The sequence below is a fragment of the Georgenia muralis genome, from assembly GCF_003814705.1.
GTDB classification, from domain to species: Bacteria; Actinomycetota; Actinomycetes; order Actinomycetales; family Actinomycetaceae; genus Georgenia; species Georgenia muralis.
On record NZ_RKRA01000001.1, the window covers coordinates 1605844 to 1625065 of the forward strand.

The window sequence follows — 19222 nt, forward strand, 5'->3', positions numbered from 1 at the left end:
GAGTGTCGCTGGGCACGCCGGCCGGGATGGCGCTGCCCGCCCGACGCCGTCCGGCGACGCACCACCTGTAGCCGAAGAGAACGTCAGGCATGGCCTGACGCTCTCTTCGGCTCGTGCGTGACGCATGCGACCTAGTGTCGTACACCATAAATTCACGGGATAAGTCGTAGAATGGGGTATGTCGCGATCTGGGCGCCCGAAGGCCGAGTTGGTCCTCACTGCTGAGGAGCGTGAGCAGCTGATGCGCTGGTCGCGCAGGGCGAAGTCCGCCCAGGCGTTGGCGCTGCGCTCGCGGATCGTCCTGGCCTGCGCGGAGGGGCTGGACAACAAGTCGGTGGCCGCCCGTCTGGGGTGCGCGGCGGCGACGGTGGGCAAGTGGCGCGCCCGGTTCGTCGAGCTGCGGCTGGACGGGCTGGCGGACGAGCCGCGCCCGGGGCGGCCGGCCTCGATCAGCGCCGAGCAGGTCGAGGACGTCGTGGTCGCCACGCTGGAGTCGACACCGAAGAACGCCACGCACTGGTCGCGGGCGAAGATGGCCGAGCGCACCGGGTTGAGCAGGTCCACCATCGGGCGGATCTGGAAGGCGTTCGAGCTCAAGCCGCACCGCGAGGAGGGGTTCAAGCTCTCCAACGACCCGCTGTTCGTGGAGAAGGTCTACGACGTCGTCGGGCTCTACCTCGACCCGCCGGAGTCCGCGGTGGTGCTGTGCGTGGACGAGAAGAGCCAGGTCCAGGCACTGGCCAGGTCCCAGCCGGCGTTGCCGATGATGCCCGGGATGCCCGAGCGGCGCACCCACGACTACGTCCGGCACGGCACCACCAGCCTGTTCGCCGCGTTCAACACCGCCGACGGCACCGTGATCTCCTCCCTGCACCGTAAGCACCGGGCGGTGGAGTTCAAGAAGTTCCTGACCAAGATCGATACCGAGGTTCCCGACCACCTCGACGTCCACCTGATCTGCGACAACTACTCCACCCACAAGCACCCCACGGTCAACCGCTGGCTTCAGGCGCACCCGCGCTTCCACATGCACTTCACCCCGACGTACTCGTCCTGGATCAACCAGGTCGAGCGGTTCTTCGCCTACGTCACCGCCGACCTGCTCCAGCGCTCGGACCACCGCAGCGTCCAGGCCCTCGAGGCCGACATCCGCAACTGGGTCAAAGCCTGGAACGATGACCCCAAGCCGTTCATCTGGACCAAGACCGCCGAACAGATCCTCGAATCACTGAAACGACTTCTTCAACGGACTACCGGCGCAGGACACTAGGTGGTCACCACGTCCCGCCGGTGGAACGCCGCCAGCCCAGCCGCCACCCCGGCGACGGCCAGCGCGGCCAGCACCAGGACCGGGCCAAGAGTGAGGTCCTCGACCGGCAGCGCCGGCACGTGGTCCCAGGGCGAGAGCGCGGTCAGCCAGCCCGGCGGCTCGAGCAACGGCCCGAAGAACTCCATGACGAAGCCGACGACGACCACCACCCACGCCAGGGTGAGGGCCCGCGGCGCGATGCCGTAGAGCAGCGCGGCGACGCCGAGGACCAGCAGCACCGCGGGCGCACTGACGAGCCCGGCGAGGGCGAGGTCACCCACGTGGTGCCACTGGCCGGTGGAGGCCGCGGCCCCGAGCCCGACGGCCGTGCTGGACAGGACGACCAGGAAGACCGAGGCCAGCGCCACGACGGCGACGTGCCCGCCGAGCCAGGCCGTGCGGCTGGTCGCCGTCGCCAGGACCGGCTCGGCGCGGCCCTCGACCTCCTCGGACCGGGCCCGCTGGACGGCGAGGACCGCGAACACGGCCGTGGCCACCGACATCATCGAGACCATGAGCGCGAGGTACCCGGCGACGCTGTCCTCGGCGTTGCCGAGCACCGCCGTGAGCTCGGGGGTGACGTCGACGAAGTTCTCGACGAGCGTGTCGGCCACCCCGCCGTAGACGAGACCGGCGATCGTCAGGCCGATCGCCCAGCCGCGCACGCCCGAGCGCTGGAGCCGCCAGGACAGCGTGGTGGGTCCGCGCAACCAGTCGGCGGCCTCGGCCCGTCCGCGCCGGGCCGGGCGCAGGCCCGCCCCCACGTCACGGCGCAGCGACAGGGCGTACCCGAGCGCGGCCGCCCCGGCGGCCACGACGAGCGAGATCGCCAGCGGCCACCACCGCTCGTCCACGAACGGGCGGGTCTGCTGCGACCAGGCGAACGGCGAGAGCCAGGACAGTGCGGTGCCGTGCTCGCCGAGGGAGTCCCCGATGGCGCGCAGGACGAACCCGGCGCCCAGCACGGCGCCGGCCGCGCTCGAGGCGGCCCGGGAGTACTCGGTCAGCTGGACCGTCACCGCGGTGACGCCGGCGAAGACCAGGCCCACGGCCGCGGTCCCGGCCCCGACCAGTGCGGCGCCGCCGAGCGGGGCGTCGAAGCCCACGAGCGCCGCGGTGAGGACGACGGCGAGAGCGGCGTTGGCGATGACCGCCACGACCAGCGCCGCGGTGAGCGGGGCGTGCGCGCCGACGACGTTGGCCCGGACGAGCTCGGACCGCCCGGTCTGCTCCTCGACCCGGGTGTGCCGGGAGACGAGCAGGATGTTCATCAGCGCGGCGGCGAGGAGGAAGTACAGCCAGTACACCGCGGCGAAGAAGCTCTGGTAGGTGATGCCCTCGCCCAGGCCGTAGCCGGGCCCGCCGAGCAGGGAGATGACCGGGCCCTGTGTGAACGACGCCGCCTGCTGCAGGTCCGCCGTCGTGGGGAACAGGGCGCCGAACGCGGTGAAGAAGTACGGCACGAACAGGGCGATCCCGCCCACCCACAGGGGGAGCCGGACCCGGTCGCGACGCAGCATGAGGCGCACGAGCGCACCGGTCCCGGCGAGCGCGCCGCGGGCGGCGTCGCGGGCGGGGGCGGTGGGGGCCACCGGAGGCGTGGCGACGGCGGCGCTCACCGGGCACCGCCCGTCGCGGCGACGGCCTCGGCGTCGTCGTGGTTGCGCGACCGGCGGTCGTGCCGGCGGCCCAGGCGGCGCCCGCTCCGCCCGTCGGGACCGCCGCGCCCGTCGGCGGGGGCCGGGGCGGCGTCGGCGTCGGTGGCGCCGTTGCCGTAGTGGCGCAGGAGCAGCTGCTCCAGCGTGGGCGGGTGGGCCACGATCTGGCGCACCCCGAGCTCGGCCAGGGCGCGCATGACCTCGGGCACGCGCTCGCCGTCGACCTCGAACCGGGCGGCGCCGTCGACCGGGCGCAGGTCGTGCACGCCGGGCAGGGCGGCGAGGGTGTCGGCCGGCCGGTCGGTGGTGGCCGTGACGGTGGTGCGGGTGAGGTGCCGCAGCTCGGCCAGGGTGCCGCTCTCGACGACGCGGCCCTGCCGGACGATCGAGACGCGGTCGGCCAGGACCTCGACCTGGGCGAGGATGTGGCTGGAGAGCAGGACGGTGGTGCCGTGCTCCTTCGCGCGGGCGATCTCCTCCTGGAAGACCGCCTCCATGAGCGGGTCCAGGCCCGCCGTCGGCTCGTCGAGGAGGAGGAGCTCGACGTCGGCCGCGAGGGCGGCGACGAGGGCGACCTTCTGCCGGTTGCCCTTGGAGTAGGTGCGGCCCTTCTTGGTCAGGTCCAGGTCGAAGCGGGCGGCGAGCTCGTCGACGCGGGCGCGGTCGGCGCCGCCGCGCAGGCGCGTGAAGACGTCGATCGCCTCCCCGCCGGTGAGGTTGGGCCACAGCTCGACGTCGCCGGGCACGTACGCCAGGCGCCGGTGCAGCGCGACGGCGTCGCGGACCGGGTCGGCGCCGAGGAGCTCGGCGGTGCCGGCGTCGGGCCGGAGCAGGCCCAGGAGGATGCGGATGGTCGTGGTCTTCCCGGCGCCGTTGGGGCCGAGGAAGCCGTGGACCTCGCCGCGGCGGATGGTGAGGTCGAGACCGTCGAGCGCGCGGGTGGTGCCGAAGGTCTTGACGAGGCTGTCGATGCGGATGACGTCGTCCATGTCGGTCTCCTGAGGGGCGGCTGCGTCGCCGCCGGGGTGGTGCTGCCTGTGCTTGCCGGGTGCCGGCCGTGCCGGTGTCGTGATCGCGAGGTCTCAGGGCTGCGCGGGCGACGGCGGGTCGGGAGCGACGTCGTGCGGCGCGGCGTGGGCGGCGCGGCCGTCCACGCCCTCCGCCGCCAGGACCGCGTCGTAGATCGACGAGGTCGTGAACAGGCCGTAGGTGTAGAGCTCCAGGGTCGGCAGCATGGTGGTGTGCTCGAGCTCGCGCATGAAGGTCGCCACGTCGGGCCGGCGGCCCTGCGCCTCGTCCAGCCGCAGCTGCAGCAGCAGCCCGCCGAGCCCGCCGAGGGTGAGCTGGCGGGCGCGCGCCTCCGGGTCGCGGCTGGGGCGGATGACCCCCGCGGCGACGCCCTCCTCGAGGTAGGCGGTCGCGTCGGTGACCATCTGCTCGAACAGGTGCGTGGCGAGCGCGCCGCCGGCGGTCAGGCTCGCGACGACGTACATCGCGATCGAGCCGTACTCGTCGAGCCGGGCGAGGTTGTCCAGGACGGCGCGCGGGTCCGCCGTCGCCAGGGACTCGGTCTTGGTCTCGCGGATGAGGGCGAGCACGTGCTCGTCGCAGGCCTCGCGGAGGCCGGCCTTGGAGCCGTAGTGCCGGATGATCAGCGCCGGGCTCACCCCGGCGTCCTCGGCGATGGCCCGCAGCCCCACGCCGAAGCCCTCCGCGCCGAACCGGTGGAGCGCGGCGTTGCGGATCCGTGCCCGGGCGTGGAGGTCCGCATCCGGGTCGGGCCCGCGCGAGCCATGAGGTGAACGCACGTTGATGATTGTAAACACGTGTTCAGCCCGGGCGCCACCCATTTCGACGCCAACCGGAAAAGAGCGTGAAACCGGAGGAAACGCCGTCGAAACGCGCGGTCCCTAGCGTCAGGAGGGTGCCGCGGGACCGGCCCCTGCGTGGCCCCGCGGCTCCCGACCCCTCTGACCTCCGGAGACCCCGATGCCCCGCTCAGCCCGCAGCCTCGCCGGCCCCGCCGCGATCCTCACCAGCCTGGCCCTGCTCGCCGCGTGCTCCCCCGGCACCGCCGAGCCCGCCGAGGGGGAGGCGAGCGGCGCCCCCAACCTGGGCGACCTCACCGTCCAGCTCTCCTGGGTGAAGAACGCCGAGTTCGCCGGGGAGTACTTCGCCATCGAGAACGGCTACTTCGCCGACGCCGGCTTCGGCGAGGTCACCCTCACCCCGGGCCCGGCCGCGACCGAGACGATCGTCGCCTCCGGCGAGGCGCTGGTCGGCCTGTCCTCGCCGGTCGCCGCCGCGCCGGTCAACATCGAGCAGGACGCCGGCCTGCGGATCATCGGTACGACGTACCAGAAGAACCCCTTCACGATCCTGTCCCTGGCGGAGAACGCCATCGAGACGCCCGAGGACCTCGTCGGCAAGACGATCGGCGTCCAGACCGGCGGCAACGACACCCTCTTCGCGGCCCTGCTCGAGGTCAACGGGATCGACCCGGCCGACGTCGACATCGTGCCGGTCGGCTACGACCCCTCCGAGCTGACCAACGGCAACGTCGACGGCTTCTTCGCCTTCCTCACCAACGAGGCGATCACCGTCGAGCTCGCCGGGTTCGACACCGTCAACCTGCCCCTGGCCGACAACGGGCTGCCCTTCATGACGGAGAGCTTCATCGTCACCGAGGACTCCATCGAGAACGAGCGCGAGGCCCTCAAGGCCTTCCTCCACGCCGAGATCCTCGGCTGGCGCGACGCCATCGCCGACCCCGAGGAGTCCGCCCGGCTCGCGGTGGAGGAGTACGGCGCCGACCTCGAGCTCGAGATGGACAAGGAGGTCCGCCAGGCGGAGGAGCAGGTCGACCTCATCAGCACCGAGGAGACCGACGCCAACGGGCTGCTCACCATCTCCGACGAGCTGGTCGAGGCCAACATCGAGACACTCGCCGTCGCCGGCTTCGACATCACGGCGGAGGAGCTGTTCGACCTGTCGCTCCTGGAGGAAGTCTATGACGAGCACCCCGAGCTCCTTGAGTGAGCCGACCACCCGCGCGGCCGGCCAGCCGGCCGGCCTCGCGGGCGGGGACATGGTCGGCTCGTCCGCGGGCGGGGACGTGGCCGGCTCGTCCGCGGGCGGGGCGGCCAGCGGCATCGACATCGCCGGGCTGGGCAAGACCTTCACCCTCGGCCGCCGCAGTGTTACCGCCCTGGCGGACGTCAACCTCACCTCCGAACGCGGCGCCTTCCTCTCCCTCCTCGGCCCGTCGGGGTGCGGGAAGTCCACGATCCTGCGGATCCTCGCGGGCCTGGAGACGGCGACGTCGGGCACGGCCACCATCGACGGGAAGACCCCTGCCGAGCTGCGCGCAGGGCACGAGCTGGGCATCGCGTTCCAGGACTCCGCGCTCCTGCCCTGGCGCTCGGTGGCGGCCAACATCCGCCTGCCGCTCGAGGTCGCCGGCCTGCCGGCGGACGAGGCGTACATCGCCGAGCTCATCGACCTCGTCGCGCTCACGGGCTTCGAGAAGGCCCGCCCGGCGCACCTGTCCGGTGGCATGCGCCAGCGGGTCTCGATCGCCCGCTCGCTCGTGGTGCGGCCCTCGGTCCTGCTCCTCGACGAGCCCTTCGGTGCCCTGGACGACATGACGCGCCAGCGCCTGAACGTCGAGCTGCTGCGCATCTGGACCCAGAAGCCGACGACGACGCTCATGGTCACCCACGGCATCTCCGAGGCGATCTTCCTCTCGGACCACGTCGCGGTGATGAGCGCCCGGCCGGGGCGGGTGCAGGAGGTCATCGACGTCGACCTGCCCAGGCCGCGCACGCCGGAGATCATGCGCAGCCCCGAGTTCCACGCCCTGCACGACCGCGCCTCCGAGCTGCTCTTCGGCGCCGCCGGGCCGGGGGAGTGATCGTGGGCGCCATCCGGAGGTGGTCGGCCGGTGCCGGCCGCGCGAGCGGCGCACTCGCCGTCGTCGCCTTCGTGAGCCTGTGGTGGCTGGCGACGGCGACCGTCCTGGCCCCCGTCGGCCGGGCCCCCGGCGGGGAGGTCGGCACGTTCCCGACCCCGGGGCAGATCGTGGCGAAGCTCGTCGAGGACGGCGCCGCCTTCCACTGGCGCAACCTCTCCCTCACCCTCGCCGAGGCCGGGCAGGGCTACCTGTGGGGCAACGGCGTCGCCCTGCTCCTCGCCGCCCTCGTGCTCCTGGCGCCACGGGCGGAGGGCGTCGTCACCCAGGTGGCCGTGGTCAGCTACTCCGTCCCCACGGTGGCGATCGGGCCCGTGGTCGCGCTCGTCGTGGGCGCGCCGGCCACGGGGGAGCCGTCGGGGACGGCGGTGTTCCTCGCCGCGATGTCGGTCTTCTTCACCACGCTCACCGGGGCGCTGGCAGGCATGCGCGCGGCCGACCGGGCCAGTCTCGACCTCGTCACCGTCTACGGCGGCACCCGGTGGCACCGGCTGGTCAAGGTCCAGGCGGTCGCCGCGCTGCCGAGCATCATGACCGCGCTGCGGATCGCCGTCCCCGCGGCGTTCCTCGGGGCGATCATCGGCGAGTACGTCGGTCAGGTGGACCGCGGTCTCGGCCCGGTGATGGTCAACGCCCAGCAGAGCCTGGAGGTGGCCCGCCTGTGGGGCGTCGCCCTGCTCTCCGGGCTCGTCGCCGGGGCGGGGTTCGTGCTCGTCGGACGACTGGGCGCCCTGGTCACGCCGTGGGCGCGGGACGGGAGGACCTCGTGAGCGCGGCCCTGCTGCGTGCCACCGGTCGCGGGTTGGCCCAGGGCGGGCTCTCGCTGCTCGTCGTCGTCGCCCTCTGGGAGGCGACGCTGCGCCTCCTCGACGTCTCACCGTTCATCGGCAAGGGCCCGCTCGACGTCTGGGGGCACCTCGTCACGGACGACGGCGCCGCCGAGAACCGCGCGGTCGCGACGGCGCTGGTGGGCCGCACCCTCGCGGACGCGGCGATCGGGTTCGTCGCCGGACTCGCCGCCGCGAGCGTCCTGGCGCTGCTGTTCACCCTCTTCACCGCCGTCGAGCAGGCGCTCATGCCGCTCGCGATGCTGCTGCGCACCGTGCCGCTCATCGCGATGGCCCCCATCATCGTGCTGGTCTTCGGGCGGGATGCGGCCACGGTCGCCGTCATGGGCGGCATCGTCGTGCTCTTCCCCGCCCTGGTGAACATGGTGTTCGGGCTGCGCTCGGCCTCGCCGCCGATGCTCGACGTCGTGGCCGTCTACGGCGGGGGCCGCCTAGCCGCACTGCGCAAGGTGGCTCTGCCGGCGTCGCTGCCCTCCTTCCTCGCCGCGGTGAAGATCTCGGTCCCCGGCGCCGTCACCGGCGCCGTCATCGCGGAGTGGCTCGCCACCGGGGAGGGCGTCGGGCACGGCATCGTGTTCGCCATCGGGCAGGCGCAGATGGCCCAGGTCTGGAGCCTCGTCGTCCTGGTCACCCTCGCCTCGGTGCTGCTCTACGGACTGGTCTCCCTGCTCGAGCGGCTCGTCCTGACCGGTGCGGGCCTGCCCGGCTCGCCCGGGGTCTGACCGCCACCGGCGCGCTCACCCGAACACCTCACCGCTCCCCCAGCCCTGCGCCGCACCCTCGCGCAGGACCCGAACCGAGAGGCACCACCATGTCCACCGACCAGGCCGCCGTCGACAAGTCCGCCGTCGAGAGGTCGGCCGTCGACAAGTCCGCCGTCGGCACCGGTGTGCGGCAGTACCACATCGGCATCGCGCCGGGTGAGGTCGGCACCGTCGCCCTGCTGCCCGGCGACCCCTTCCGGGTGCCGCTCGTCGCCGAGTTCCTCACCGACGTGCGGGAGGTCGCCCACCGCCGCGAGCACCGCACGATGACCGGGTACTACAAGGGCCGCCGCATCACGGCCACCTCCACCGGGATGGGCTGCCCGTCCACCGCGATCGCCGTCGAGGAGCTCGCCCGCGTCGGCGTGACCTCGGTGATCCGGGTGGGCAGCTCGGCCGGGCTCCAGCCCGGCGTCGAGCCCGGGGACCTGCTCGTCAGCGAGGGCACGCTCCGCAACGACGGCACCACCCAGGCCTACGTGCACCCCGGCTACCCCGCGGTGCCGGACCTCGCCATCACCACCGAGCTCGCCGCCGCCGCCCGGCGCCTGGCGCGGACGCGGGGCGGGTTCGCCGTCCACACCGGCATCAACGCCAGCGACGACGCCTTCTACGCCGAGGGCCCGGAGTGGATCGCCGAGCTCCACCGCCAGGGCGTCCTCAACGTGGAGATGGAGAGCGCGGCGCTGTTCGTCGTCGCGCGGCTGCGCGGGATGCGGGCGGGGATGATCTGCGCGTGCTCGTCGAACCTCGTCGACGGCACCAGCGTCTACGACGAGAAGAACACGCGCCTCAAGGACGGCTGGGCCGCGAGCATCGAGGCGGCGCTGGAGACGGCGGTGCGGCTGGAGCTGTGAGGCGGTCGGGCGGCGGGGAGCAGGCCCGGCGGCAGGTCATGCCGCGGAGGTGCCCGGCACCGGCGCCCGGGTCGCGCTGACCAGGCACCAGAGACCGCCGCGCCGGTCCGGCGCCGGCTCGAGGCCGTGCGCCCGCAGGACGGCGAGGATCTCCTCCGGTGGGTGCGCGAACGCCCGGTAGGTCCGCCCGAACAGGGCCTCGACGGCGTTCTCCGCGACGAGGATGGCGCGCGTGACGACGCTGGGTCGCGGGTAGGTCAGGACCACGAGCCGCCGTGCATGCCCGGCTGCCGCGCCGAGGAGTCCGGCAAGGTCGGGGTAGCAGCAGACCACGCGGTTCAGCACGACGACGTCGGCGGACTCGACGCCGTCGGGGTCGGTGGCGAGGTCGAGGAGCCGGCACTGCACGCGGTCGGTCAGGCCCGCCTCGGCGAGGAGCTCGGCGGCGTCGTGCTCGTAGGTCCCCGCCAGCTCGAGGTTGGTCGCGGTGGCGGCGCCCCGGCGGAGCAGCTCCAGGTGCAGCGACCCGACCCCGCCGCCGATCTCGAGGACGGTGGCGCCCTCGATGCCGTGGTCGACGCAGCGCTGGACCACCTGCGCCGAGAGCCGGTCCAGGCCGCGCCGCCGGTACCGCCGCGCCAACCGGTGCGCGAACCGCGGGGTGAAGGTCGCGTCATAGCCGCGCGGGTCGCAGCAACCCGTCATGGGACCAGTATCCGCCCGCCGGCGCGGCAGGTCACCGGTCGCGTCGCACTACCGGCGCGGGAACCTGGCCCAGACGTGCTTGGCGGTGCCGTCGGGGTACCACGCGACCTCCAGGGCGATGCGCTGGGCGATCTTGAGGCCGGCCCCGCCCTCGCCGATCTCGCGGTTCTGGGCGATCTGCGGCGGCATGTCCGGTGCGTGGTCGATGACGTCGAGGACGAACTCCTCCGCACCCACGAGCAGGCGCACCCGGGTGGGCGGCAGGGCGTGGACGATCGCGTTGGTCGCGAGCTCGGAGGCGACGAGGACCATCTGGTCGGCTGTCCCGGTCAGGCCGCCCGCGTAGGACGCGCCGTGGTCGCGCAGGGCCTGGGTCAGGTCCGCCCGGAACGACGACAGGTGCGCGGGGCGGTCCAGGAGCCAGTGCGCGACGAGGTCGTAGGCCTCAGGCGGGTACGACTCGGTCGGCAGTCCGGGGTTCACGAGACTCCTTGGTTTGGCTAGTGACGATTCATGGTCACGGCAGCGGGCCGGGGTGGCAACCCGAACGGGTCCGTCGCCCCAGCGGTCAGATCGTTGGCCCCAGGGATCGCGGGCAGCGCCGGCGGTCGAGTGATCGAGGACACACCGGCCCGGGCGGGCAGGCCGCGCGGTACGGGACCTCCGTCCTGCTATGTCCGGGTTTGTCGCTTCTACGTTGTTCACGTAGCAAGTTCCGATCCGGTCGATGCCGGTGAGGCAGCAGATGAGCGGACCGCCAGGCGGTGGGCCGCACCGAAACCCTGGAGAAGAAATCATGAGCAAGTCCGCTACCAAGATCGCCGGGATCGTCTCGATCATCGCCGGGATCGTCTTCATCGTCGCCGGTGCGGTGACGTGGGGTCTGATCACCTCGAACCTGGCCGAGCAGAACATCACGGTCGCCGATGACTCCGAGATGCTGCCCGGTGACGACGTCAACGGTCCGTTCTCGGCGTTCGCCGAGGCGCAGATCATCAACCGCCACGCGATGGACTCCACCGGTGGCAAGACCTACGCCGAGCTCGGTGGTGAGGTCGGCGCCGCGGAGGCGGCGGGGGACACCGCGCTCGCGGAGGAGCTGCAGGGCCAGCGCACCACGGTCATGAACGCCTCGTTCCTGCGGGCGTCGCTGTTCACCTCGGTGGTCTCCTTCGGTGTGGCCGCCCTGGTGATGGGTCTGGGTGTGCTGTGGATCCTCGTCGGGTGGGCGCTGACCAGCCTGCGCACCGCGCCGGTCGCGCCGGTGGTCTCCCAGGACCGCGCCCCGGTCACCGTCTGAGACGCACCACGCTCCACCCGCACGACGCTCCACCGGCACCACCCGCACGACCTGCCGGAGCCCCCGGCCCCCGCCACCCGGCGTGGGGTCGGGGGCTCCGCCACGTGCGGGGCTCCGCCGTGGCCGGGGGCTCCGGCGTCCGCCGTGGCCGGGAGCTCCGCGTCCGGGGGCTCATCGCGTGCGGGGCTCTGCCCGGTCAGCCCGTGACTCAGTACCGGGCGGGGTGAGCCAGCAGCGCGGAACGTCGACCTCGCCCCGGACCCCTCGACCTCGACGCGGAGGTGCTGACCGGACCGGGCGCCCTGGCGTGGACACGCGGCGCCCCGGTCCGCTACCCCAGACCCTGGATCGCCGTCGCCACCGCCCGGTGCCGGCGCAGGACGTCCTCGAGCCCGCCGAGGAGCAGCTCGCCCTGCCGCACCAGCTCCCGGCCGCCGACGAAGGAGGACCAGGCGCGCGACGGTCCCGTCCGCAGCCAGGCCTCCACCGGGTCCGTGAGTGCTCCCGCGAGGGTGAGCGGCAAGGACTCCCACACGACGACGTCGGCGCAGGCGCCCGGTCGCAGGTGCCCGATCTCGTCGTCCCAGCCGAGGTTCCGGGCACCGCCGCGGGTGGCCATCGACAGCGCGTCGCGGGCGGTCATCGATCCCGGACCGTGCCGGTACCGGCCCAGCAGCAGGGCCCCGCGGGTCTCCAGCCACATCGACGCCGCGTCGTTCGAGGCGGAGCCGTCGCAGCCGAGCCCGACCGCCATGCCGAGCCCGCGCAGCGCCATCGCGTCGGCGGTGTCCCCGGCGAGGATCATGTTCGAGCTCGGGCACTGCGTGGCCGAGACCCCGGCGTCGGCCAGGCGCCGGTTCTCCGTCTCGGAGCCGTAGACGTAGTGCGCGACCCACGACCGCGACGACGCCCACCCGACCCGCTCGAAGTACTCCACCGGCCGGCAGCCGTAGACCTCCTGGCTGTAGACGTCCTCGTCGCGGTCCTCCGCGAGGTGGGTGTGCAGCCGCACGTCGTGCTGCTCGGCGAGCTCGGCCGTGGAGCGCATGATGCTCTCGGAGACCGAGAACATCGAGCACGGCGCCAGCGCCACCCGGGTGAGGGCGCCGGGCGAGGGGTCGTGGTAGCGGGCGACGAGCCGCTCGCTGTCGGCGAGGATCGTCTCCTCGTCCTGGACGACCTCGCGCGGCGGCAGCCCGCCGTCGTCGACCGAGCGCGTCATCGAGCCGCGGGTGGCCATGAACCGGAAGCCGATCTCGCGTGCGGCAGCCACCTGGGCGTCGATGAGGTTCGGTCGCGGGTGGACGTACAGGTGGTCCGACGACGTCGTGCACCCGCCGAGGAGCAGCTCGGCGATCCCCACGTAGGTGGACAGGTGCACCGCCTCCTCGTCGAGCCGCGCCCACAGCGGGTACAGGGTGGTCAGCCACTGGAAGAGGGAGCCGTTGATCGCCGGGGCGTAGGCGCGGGTGAGGTTCTGGTACATGTGGTGGTGGGTGTTGACCAGCCCCGGCGTGAGGAGGCGGCCGCCGGCGTCGACGCGGTGCGTCGCCGTCGGCTGGGGGTCGCCCGGCCCGCCGACGGCGTGCACGCGCCCGCCGTCGAGCGCGACCCACCCGCCGGGGATCTCCCAGCCCTCGTCGACGACCACGTGGGCGTCGTGGATGACGGTCTCGACCATGGCGGGCCTCCGGGCGAGCGTCGCCCTCGTGGGGCGGTCGTCCCTGTCCCGGGTTCTGCTCGAGGCCCGGATCGTCACCGCTGCGCGGACGGGAAGCTGCGTCCCAACCTAGCGGGCGGCGGCGACGGCGGCGAGACTCGTCCCATGAACGACGAGGCCTGGGTGCTGCACGTCGACCTCGACCAGTTCATCGCCGCGGTCGAGGTGCTGCGCCGCCCCGAGCTCGCCGGACTGCCGGTCATCGTCGGCGGCCGCGGGGACCCCACCGAGCGGGCCGTCGTGTCCACCGCCTCCTACGAGGCTCGTGCGTTCGGCGTCGGGTCGGGCATGCCGCTCAAGGTCGCGGTCCGCAAGGTCCCCGACGCGATCGTCCTGCCGGTGGACGCGCCCGCCTACGAGGAGGTGTCGGAGCGGGTGATGACCGCTCTGCGTGGGCTCGGCGCCGTCGTGGAGGTCCTCGGCTGGGACGAGGCCTTCCTCGGCGCCAGGACCGACGACCCCGAGGCCCTGGCCCGGCGTGCCCAGGAGGTGGTGCTCGAGGCGACGGGTCTGCACTGCTCGGTCGGGATCGGCGACAACAAGGTCCGCGCGAAGATCGCGACGACGTTCGGCAAGCCGGCCGGGATCTTCCGGCTGACCGCCGAGAGCTGGGCCGAGGTCATGGGGGAGCGGCCCACCATCGACCTGTGGGGCGTGGGGTCCAAGGTCTCCCGCCGCCTCGCCGGGCTCGGCATCGTCACCGTGGACCAGCTCGCCGCCGCACCGGTGGAGGTGCTCACCGGCGAGTTCGGGCCCCGGATGGGCGTGTGGTACTCCGAGCTCGGCCGGGGGGTCGGGCCCGCGGTGGTCGACGACTCGCCCTGGGTGGCCCGCGGCCACAGCCGCGAGACGACGTTCCAGCACAACCTCACGACGCCGGAGGAGGTCACCTCCGCCGTGCGTGAGCTCGCCGGGCAGGCCGCCGACGACGCCGCCGCCGAGGGCCGGCCCGTCACCCGGGTCACGCTCAAGATCCGCTACGCCCCGTTCGAGACCCGCACCCGCAGCCACAAGCTGGCGGCCCCGACGTCGGTACGGGGCGACGTCGTCGCCGCGGCCCTGGAGCTCGCCGAGGGGCTCGACCACGACCGCGAGGTCCGCCTCCTCGGGGTGCGCGCGGAGATGGTCATGCCCGACGGCGGGGACCCGGTCGAGCGGACGCCGGTGCGCGGACGGCTGTAGGGGGTTGCCCCCGGGCACCGCGGCGAGCACCATGGGGTGCCCTCGACCGGACCCGGGACGGTGACCGTGCGGATCGCGATGCTCGCCCCCGTGGCCTGGCGGACGCCGCCGCGGCACTACGGGCCGTGGGAACGGGTGACGAGCCTGCTCACCGAGGGGCTCGTCGCACGCGGCGTCGACGTGACCCTCTTCGCCACCCTCGACTCCGTGACCGGCGCGATCCTCGAGGGCGTGTGCCCCCACGGGTACACCGAGGACCCGTCGATGGACGGGCGGGTCTGGGAGGCGCTGCACGTCTCGCGCGCCCTGGCGCTCTCGGGCGGCTTCGACCTCGTGCACAACCACCTCGACTGGATGCCGCTGGCGTTCTCCGCGCACTCCCGTGCCCCCATGGTCACCACGATCCACGGCTTCTCGGGGCCAGGGATCCTGCCGGCGTACACCCGTGGGCGCTCGGCCTTCGTGGCGATCTCGGACGCCGACCGCTCGCCCGACCTGGACTACGTCGCCACGGTGCACCACGGCGTCGACCTCACCGAGCTGCCGGCGGGACCGGGCGGGGACGCCCTCGTCGCCTTCGGGCGCATCCACCCGGACAAGGGCACCGCGGAGGCGATCGACATCGCGCGGGCGGCCGGACGCCGGCTGGTGATCTGCGGCATCGTGCAGGACGAGCGGTACTTCCGCGAGCAGGTGGAGCCGCACGTGGACGGCGACCGCGTCGTCTACCTGGGGTCCGTGGGACCCGAGCGGCGGGCGGAGGTCCTCGGCGCCGCGGCGGCCCTGCTGCACCCGATCGCCTTCCCCGAGCCGTTCGGCCTCTCGGTGGTCGAGGCGATGGCGTGCGGGACCCCGGTCGTGGCGTACCGGCTGGGCTCGATGGCCGAGGTGGTCGACGACGGCGTCACCGGCTACCTCGCGAGCGACGTGCCCTCCGCCGTCGCCGCCCTGGCCGGGGCGCTCGCGCTGGACCGGGCCGCGGTGCGTGCCCGGGCGGAGCAGCGCTTCGGTGTGGACCGGATGGTCACGCAGTACCTCCAGGTCTACGAGAAGGTGCTGGCCGGGACCCGCTGAACGCGGTCAGGCCACCGGCCGCATCTCCTCGAGGAGCTCGCCGAGCGGCACGGAGGCGACGGAGACCCGGGCGTCGCCGATCCCATAGGGCACCCACAGGGTGGCGTCGTGGATGATCGCCCCGCACGTGAAGACGACGTTCGGGACGTAGCCCTCGCGCTCGTCGTCCTCCGGCACGAGGAACGGCCGCTCCAGCTTGCGCAGCACGCGGGTGGGGTCGTCGAGGTCGAGGAGCAGGGCGCTGACGGCGTAGCGGCGCATCGGGCCGACGCCGTGGGTGAGGACCAGCCAGCCCTCCGGCGTCTCCAGCGGCGACCCGCTGTTGCCCACCCGCATGAGCTGCCAGACCGAGCGCGGCTCCTCGACGAGCGCCGAACGGTCCCACGTCAGCCCGTCGTCGGAGGTCGCCAGCGAGGTGCGGGCGCCGTCGGAGCGGCTCAGCGCGAGGTGCCGCCCGCCGACGGTCCGCGGGAACAGGGCCATGCCCTTGTTGTGCGCCTCCTGGCCGGCGAGGCGGGCGGAGCGGAACGTGGTGAGGTCCGTCGTCGTCAGCAGCCGCGAGGCGACACCTCGGCCGTCGTAGGCGGTGTACGTCGCGCGGTACTCCACGGTGCCGTCGTCGTCGAACCGCACGAAGCGCGCGTCCTCCATGCCCTGGACCTCCTGGGGGTCGGAGGGCAGGAGGACCCGCCGGCTCAGGCCCGCACCGGCCGGGAAGCCCACCGAGTAGGACGAGGAGACGAGCCGGCGCAGGAGCTGGGCGGTGGCGGCGGCGTCGGGGTGGATGAGCAGGTCGGTGGGCTGGCGCTCGAGCACGGTCTCCAGGTCCTGGCTCGTGCACCGTCCCGGGAGCTGCTCGAGGACCGCGCGGGCGAGGAGGTCGAGCCCGTCGGCGTCCTCGAGCATCGAGCGCAGGTGGGACCGGGGAACCGGGTCCGGGGCGCTGTGCCCGGGTACCAGGGGGTGCTCGCGCGGCTCGAACGTCCAGCTCGGACCGGACCCGACGACGGCGGTGGCGAACTCGATCGCCGAGACGTGGCCCTCGCTGATCCCGCGCAGGCTCACCGCCACCCGGAGCGCGCCCGGCGCGAGGTCGTCCTGGTCGGGGTGCGCCACGACGCTCGGGTTGCACAGCGCCGCGCCCTCGACGGCGTGCTCGGCGGTGAAGACCGCACCGAGGAGCACCTGCCGGGCCGGCGACAGCGGGGGCGTCCCGCCGGCGCGGGAGGCGACCGTCGAGGCGTGCTCCCGAAGGATGGCCGGGAGGTCGGTGTGCCGGGCGCCGAAGTCGTCGGCGATCGCGGCGGCGGCGGTCTCGACCTCCGCCTCGTCGAGGTCGAGGACGTTCTCCACCACGGCCTGCATGCCCACGTGCGGCGGCAGGTCCACCGCGGGCAGGAAGAGACGCGCGATGACGCGGGCGGGGTCCGCCCGGAGCGTCTGACCGGGGTGGCGCGTGACCGCCGGCATCAGGTCAACCCCAGACGGCGCGCCTGCTGGAGGGTGGAGATCGCGGCGAGCGTCGACTCGGCGCCGCGGTTGTCGTTGCGGCCGAGCGGGGTCAGACCGTCGTAGCCCGCGCCGGTGCGCGGGTCGAGCATGGGAACGCCGACGTCGTTGTCGCCGAGGAACCAGTCCCGGGCGAGGGCGACGCCGTCGAGCCAGCGCACCTCGCCCGTGAGGTCGTGGGCACGGGCGCACGCGTCGGCGGTCGCGGCGACCTCGCTGGGCTGCTGGTCGAAGCCGGGGGGCGGCTCGGCGGGGCCGCGGCCGCCGACCGGGACCACGGAGAGGTGCCCCTGGTGGGTCTGGACCTCGAGCAGCCAGGCGAGCAGCCTGGTGCCGCGGGTGATCAGGGCCTCGTGGCCCGGCGCCGAGCCGGCGACGAGCATCGCCTCGGGCACGGTGGCGTTGGCGTAGGTCAGACGCGGCTCCGGCCACGGCCAGGCGCCGCCCGGTCCGCCGTCACCCGGCCCGCCTTCGCCCGGCCCGACGTCGCCGGGCCCGCCGTCGCCGGGGGCGTCGAGGACGAGCGCGTGGAGGGTACGGGCGGCGTCGTCGAGCAGGGCCGTGGCACGTGCCGTCGCGGCGTCGGGGCTCGCCCGGCCGACGATCGCGCCGGCCCCGAGCACGGAGAACGCCGTCGCCCGCAGGTCCGGGGACCGCCGTCCGGCCCCGGTGGCGAAGGCGGTCAGGGCGCGCTCGCGGTACTGCGGCGGCCCGTGGGCGGCCGCGGTGCCCAGCCCCCACAGCACACGCCCCCACCAGTCACCGAGGGCGGGCTGGTCGGTCCAGCGGCCTGCGGTGTCCATGCGGTTGCGGGCGCGTCCGTCGGGGACGGTCGCCGCGACGCACAGGGCGAGGTACTGCTCGCCCAGCCGCAGCACCGCCGGGCCGGGCGCCGGCTCCCGGCAGACGACCACGAGGGCCCGTGCGGCGTCGTCGACGCAGTAGCCGTGCTCGGGCCGGGGCACGTCGCCGAGCGCGTGCTCGAACAGCCCCCGGGCGTCGGTCAGGCGTGCCAGGTGGTCGAGGAGCGGCTCGGCCGGCGCGAGCATCCGCGCGGCTGCGCTCAGGCGTCCCACCGGCGCACCGCCGCGCCGGGTGTGCGGATCGCGGCGGCGAGCCGTCGGTACCGCTCGCCGACGGCCGACCACAGCAGGGTCGGCGCGATGGTCGCAGCCTCCCGCCGCATGGCGGCCGCGAGGTCGGGCCGGGTGAGGACGTCCCGGATCGCCGCGGCCATGGCCGCGGGGTCACGGTGGGGCACCACGCGTCCCGCGCCGGTCTCGAGCAGCTCGACCGCGTGCGGGAAGCGGGTGGCGACGACCGGGATCCCGGCGGCGACGGCCTCGACGAGGACGCCCGAGGTGACCTGGTCGGTGGACTCGTAGGGCAGCAGCACCAGGTCGGCGCCGGCGACCAGCTCCGCCAGGTCCTCGCTCGTGAGGTAGCGGGCGTCGAGGGTGACCATCGGCTCGACGTCGAGCTCGCGGGCCCGCTCCCCCAGGGCCGTGCGGTAGGCCTCACCCTGGTGGATCCGCACCTTGGGGTGGGTCTCTCCGACGACGACGTAGTGCGGCTGAGGGTCCAGGTCGCGCAGGTGCGCCATGGCCTCGATGCCCCACTCGATCCCCTTGCCCGGACCGATGAGGCCCCACGTCAGGACGGTCGGGCGACGGCTCGTCTCGTCCCGAGCGGCCACCGCGGGCAGCGGGGGCGCCCCGTGCGGGATGACGTGGACCTTGGCCATGTCGATCTCGTACCCGCGTGCGAGCCGCTGCCGCGGTGTCCGGGCCATCGTCACGACGGCGTCCGACGCCGCGGCCGCGGCCTCGAGGACCTCGCGCTGGTGCGGGGACGGGTCGGAGAGCACGGTGTGGAGAACGAGGATGGTCGGCACGTGCAGTGCCTGGAGGACGCCGAGAACCTCGTCCCCGTCCGGCCCGCCGTAGATGCCGTACTCGTGCTGGACGACGGCGACGTCGCACCTGCCGAGGAGCTCTGCCGTGCGGCGCGCGCTGACCTCGTCCCCGGCGACGAGGTTCCCGACGACGGGGTCCGCGACGGTGCGGAGCTCCTCCACCGCCTGGACCACACGGGCGGTGTCGACCCCCGGCCGGACGAGAGACGCCATGAGCGCGGTGGTGAACGTCGCCAGGCCGCACTGGGTGGGGGGGAACGTGCTGAGGAACCCGTACTCGGTCATCGCCGGCCTCCTGAGCCGGGTGGGGCAGCGGGAGCTGCCCTGAACCGGATGCCTTGACCCCTCAGTGTGCGCCCCGCCGTCAAGGCCCGCGCACCAGGAACGAGTGAACGGGGTGGCCCGTCTCCG

Annotated in this window: 18 protein-coding genes; 9 read left to right on the plus strand and 9 right to left on the minus strand. The window is 73.9% G+C overall.

Annotation, left to right across the window (positions count from 1 at the left end):
* Positions 1-178 precede the first annotated feature (178 nt).
* Positions 179-1270 carry an IS630 family transposase gene (locus tag EDD32_RS07070; RefSeq protein ID WP_123916189.1) on the plus strand — a complete coding sequence of 364 codons (1092 nt, stop codon included), beginning with the start codon at positions 179-181 and terminating at the stop codon, positions 1268-1270.
* On the opposite strand, the gene EDD32_RS07075 is transcribed toward EDD32_RS07070, so the two are convergent.
* The 3 genes from EDD32_RS07075 to EDD32_RS07085 form a co-directional block, all read right to left on the minus strand.
* Complete coding sequence (locus tag EDD32_RS07075; RefSeq protein WP_211338759.1) at positions 1267-2928, minus strand: ABC transporter permease; 1662 nt, start codon at positions 2926-2928, stop codon at positions 1267-1269. The two genes, EDD32_RS07070 and EDD32_RS07075, sit on opposite strands and share 4 nt — an antisense overlap.
* Complete coding sequence (locus tag EDD32_RS07080) at positions 2925-3956, minus strand: ABC transporter ATP-binding protein (protein WP_123916191.1); 1032 nt, start codon at positions 3954-3956, stop codon at positions 2925-2927. The genes EDD32_RS07075 and EDD32_RS07080 overlap by 4 nt, the downstream gene beginning before the upstream one ends.
* A gap of 93 nt (positions 3957-4049) precedes the next feature.
* On the minus strand, positions 4050-4775 hold the full coding sequence (locus EDD32_RS07085; RefSeq protein ID WP_246006022.1) for a TetR/AcrR family transcriptional regulator: 726 nt from the start codon (positions 4773-4775) through the stop codon (positions 4050-4052).
* Positions 4776-4956: 181 nt separating this feature from the next.
* Here EDD32_RS07085 and EDD32_RS07090 point away from each other — a divergent pair, with 181 nt between their 5' ends.
* From EDD32_RS07090 to EDD32_RS07110, 5 genes are all read left to right on the plus strand, one after another.
* Entirely contained in the window at positions 4957-6006 is a 1050-nt protein-coding gene (locus EDD32_RS07090) for an ABC transporter substrate-binding protein (protein WP_123916195.1), read from the plus strand.
* Positions 6007-6055: 49 nt separating this feature from the next.
* Positions 6056-6880 carry an ABC transporter ATP-binding protein gene (locus tag EDD32_RS07095; RefSeq protein ID WP_123920288.1) on the plus strand — a complete coding sequence of 275 codons (825 nt, stop codon included), beginning with the start codon at positions 6056-6058 and terminating at the stop codon, positions 6878-6880.
* Positions 6881-6882: 2 nt separating this feature from the next.
* Positions 6883-7707 (plus strand): ABC transporter permease, encoded by an 825-nt coding sequence (locus EDD32_RS07100; RefSeq protein ID WP_246006023.1) that lies wholly within the window; start codon positions 6883-6885, stop codon positions 7705-7707.
* On the plus strand, positions 7704-8507 hold the full coding sequence (locus tag EDD32_RS07105) for an ABC transporter permease (protein ID WP_246006024.1): 804 nt from the start codon (positions 7704-7706) through the stop codon (positions 8505-8507). Before EDD32_RS07100 ends, EDD32_RS07105 begins: the two co-directional genes overlap by 4 nt.
* Before the next feature lie 89 nt (positions 8508-8596).
* A complete protein-coding gene (locus EDD32_RS07110) occupies positions 8597-9406 on the plus strand; it encodes a nucleoside phosphorylase (RefSeq protein WP_123916199.1) in 810 nt (269 codons plus the stop codon).
* A gap of 36 nt (positions 9407-9442) precedes the next feature.
* Here EDD32_RS07110 and EDD32_RS07115 read toward each other — a convergent pair whose 3' ends face one another.
* The gene (locus EDD32_RS07115; protein ID WP_123916201.1) at positions 9443-10111 is read right to left on the minus strand and encodes a class I SAM-dependent methyltransferase; all 669 of its coding nucleotides are present in this window, start codon (positions 10109-10111) and stop codon (positions 9443-9445) included.
* 48 nt (positions 10112-10159) lie between these two features.
* Positions 10160-10594, minus strand: coding sequence for an ATP-binding protein (locus tag EDD32_RS19120; protein WP_211338760.1), 435 nt, complete (start codon positions 10592-10594; stop codon positions 10160-10162).
* Positions 10595-10907: 313 nt separating this feature from the next.
* On the opposite strand from EDD32_RS19120, the gene EDD32_RS07125 reads away from it, so the two are divergent.
* Positions 10908-11411, plus strand: a complete 504-nt coding sequence (locus EDD32_RS07125; RefSeq protein ID WP_123916205.1) for an aromatic ring-opening dioxygenase LigA — start codon at positions 10908-10910, stop codon at positions 11409-11411.
* Between the two features lie 331 nt (positions 11412-11742).
* Here EDD32_RS07125 and EDD32_RS07130 read toward each other — a convergent pair whose 3' ends face one another.
* The gene (locus EDD32_RS07130) at positions 11743-13092 is read right to left on the minus strand and encodes an 8-oxoguanine deaminase (protein ID WP_123916207.1); all 1350 of its coding nucleotides are present in this window, start codon (positions 13090-13092) and stop codon (positions 11743-11745) included.
* A gap of 144 nt (positions 13093-13236) precedes the next feature.
* On the opposite strand from EDD32_RS07130, the gene EDD32_RS07135 reads away from it, so the two are divergent.
* Both EDD32_RS07135 and EDD32_RS07140 read left to right on the plus strand, forming a co-directional pair.
* A complete protein-coding gene (locus tag EDD32_RS07135; protein ID WP_123916209.1) occupies positions 13237-14313 on the plus strand; it encodes a DNA polymerase IV in 1077 nt (358 codons plus the stop codon).
* 78 nt (positions 14314-14391) lie between these two features.
* Positions 14392-15387, plus strand: a complete 996-nt coding sequence (locus tag EDD32_RS07140; protein ID WP_123920292.1) for a glycosyltransferase family 4 protein — start codon at positions 14392-14394, stop codon at positions 15385-15387.
* A 6-nt stretch (positions 15388-15393) separates the two neighbouring features.
* Here EDD32_RS07140 and EDD32_RS07145 read toward each other — a convergent pair whose 3' ends face one another.
* The 3 genes from EDD32_RS07145 to EDD32_RS07155 are packed head-to-tail and all read right to left on the minus strand — an operon-like array spanning position 15394 to position 19096.
* On the minus strand, positions 15394-16857 hold the full coding sequence (locus EDD32_RS07145) for a glycoside hydrolase family 130 protein (RefSeq protein WP_123916211.1): 1464 nt from the start codon (positions 16855-16857) through the stop codon (positions 15394-15396).
* Positions 16857-17972 carry a glycosyltransferase gene (locus EDD32_RS07150; RefSeq protein WP_246006026.1) on the minus strand — a complete coding sequence of 372 codons (1116 nt, stop codon included), beginning with the start codon at positions 17970-17972 and terminating at the stop codon, positions 16857-16859. Before EDD32_RS07150 ends, EDD32_RS07145 begins: the two co-directional genes overlap by 1 nt.
* Entirely contained in the window at positions 17960-19096 is a 1137-nt protein-coding gene (locus EDD32_RS07155; protein ID WP_123916213.1) for a glycosyltransferase, read from the minus strand. The genes EDD32_RS07150 and EDD32_RS07155 overlap by 13 nt, the downstream gene beginning before the upstream one ends.
* Positions 19097-19222 lie beyond the last annotated feature (126 nt).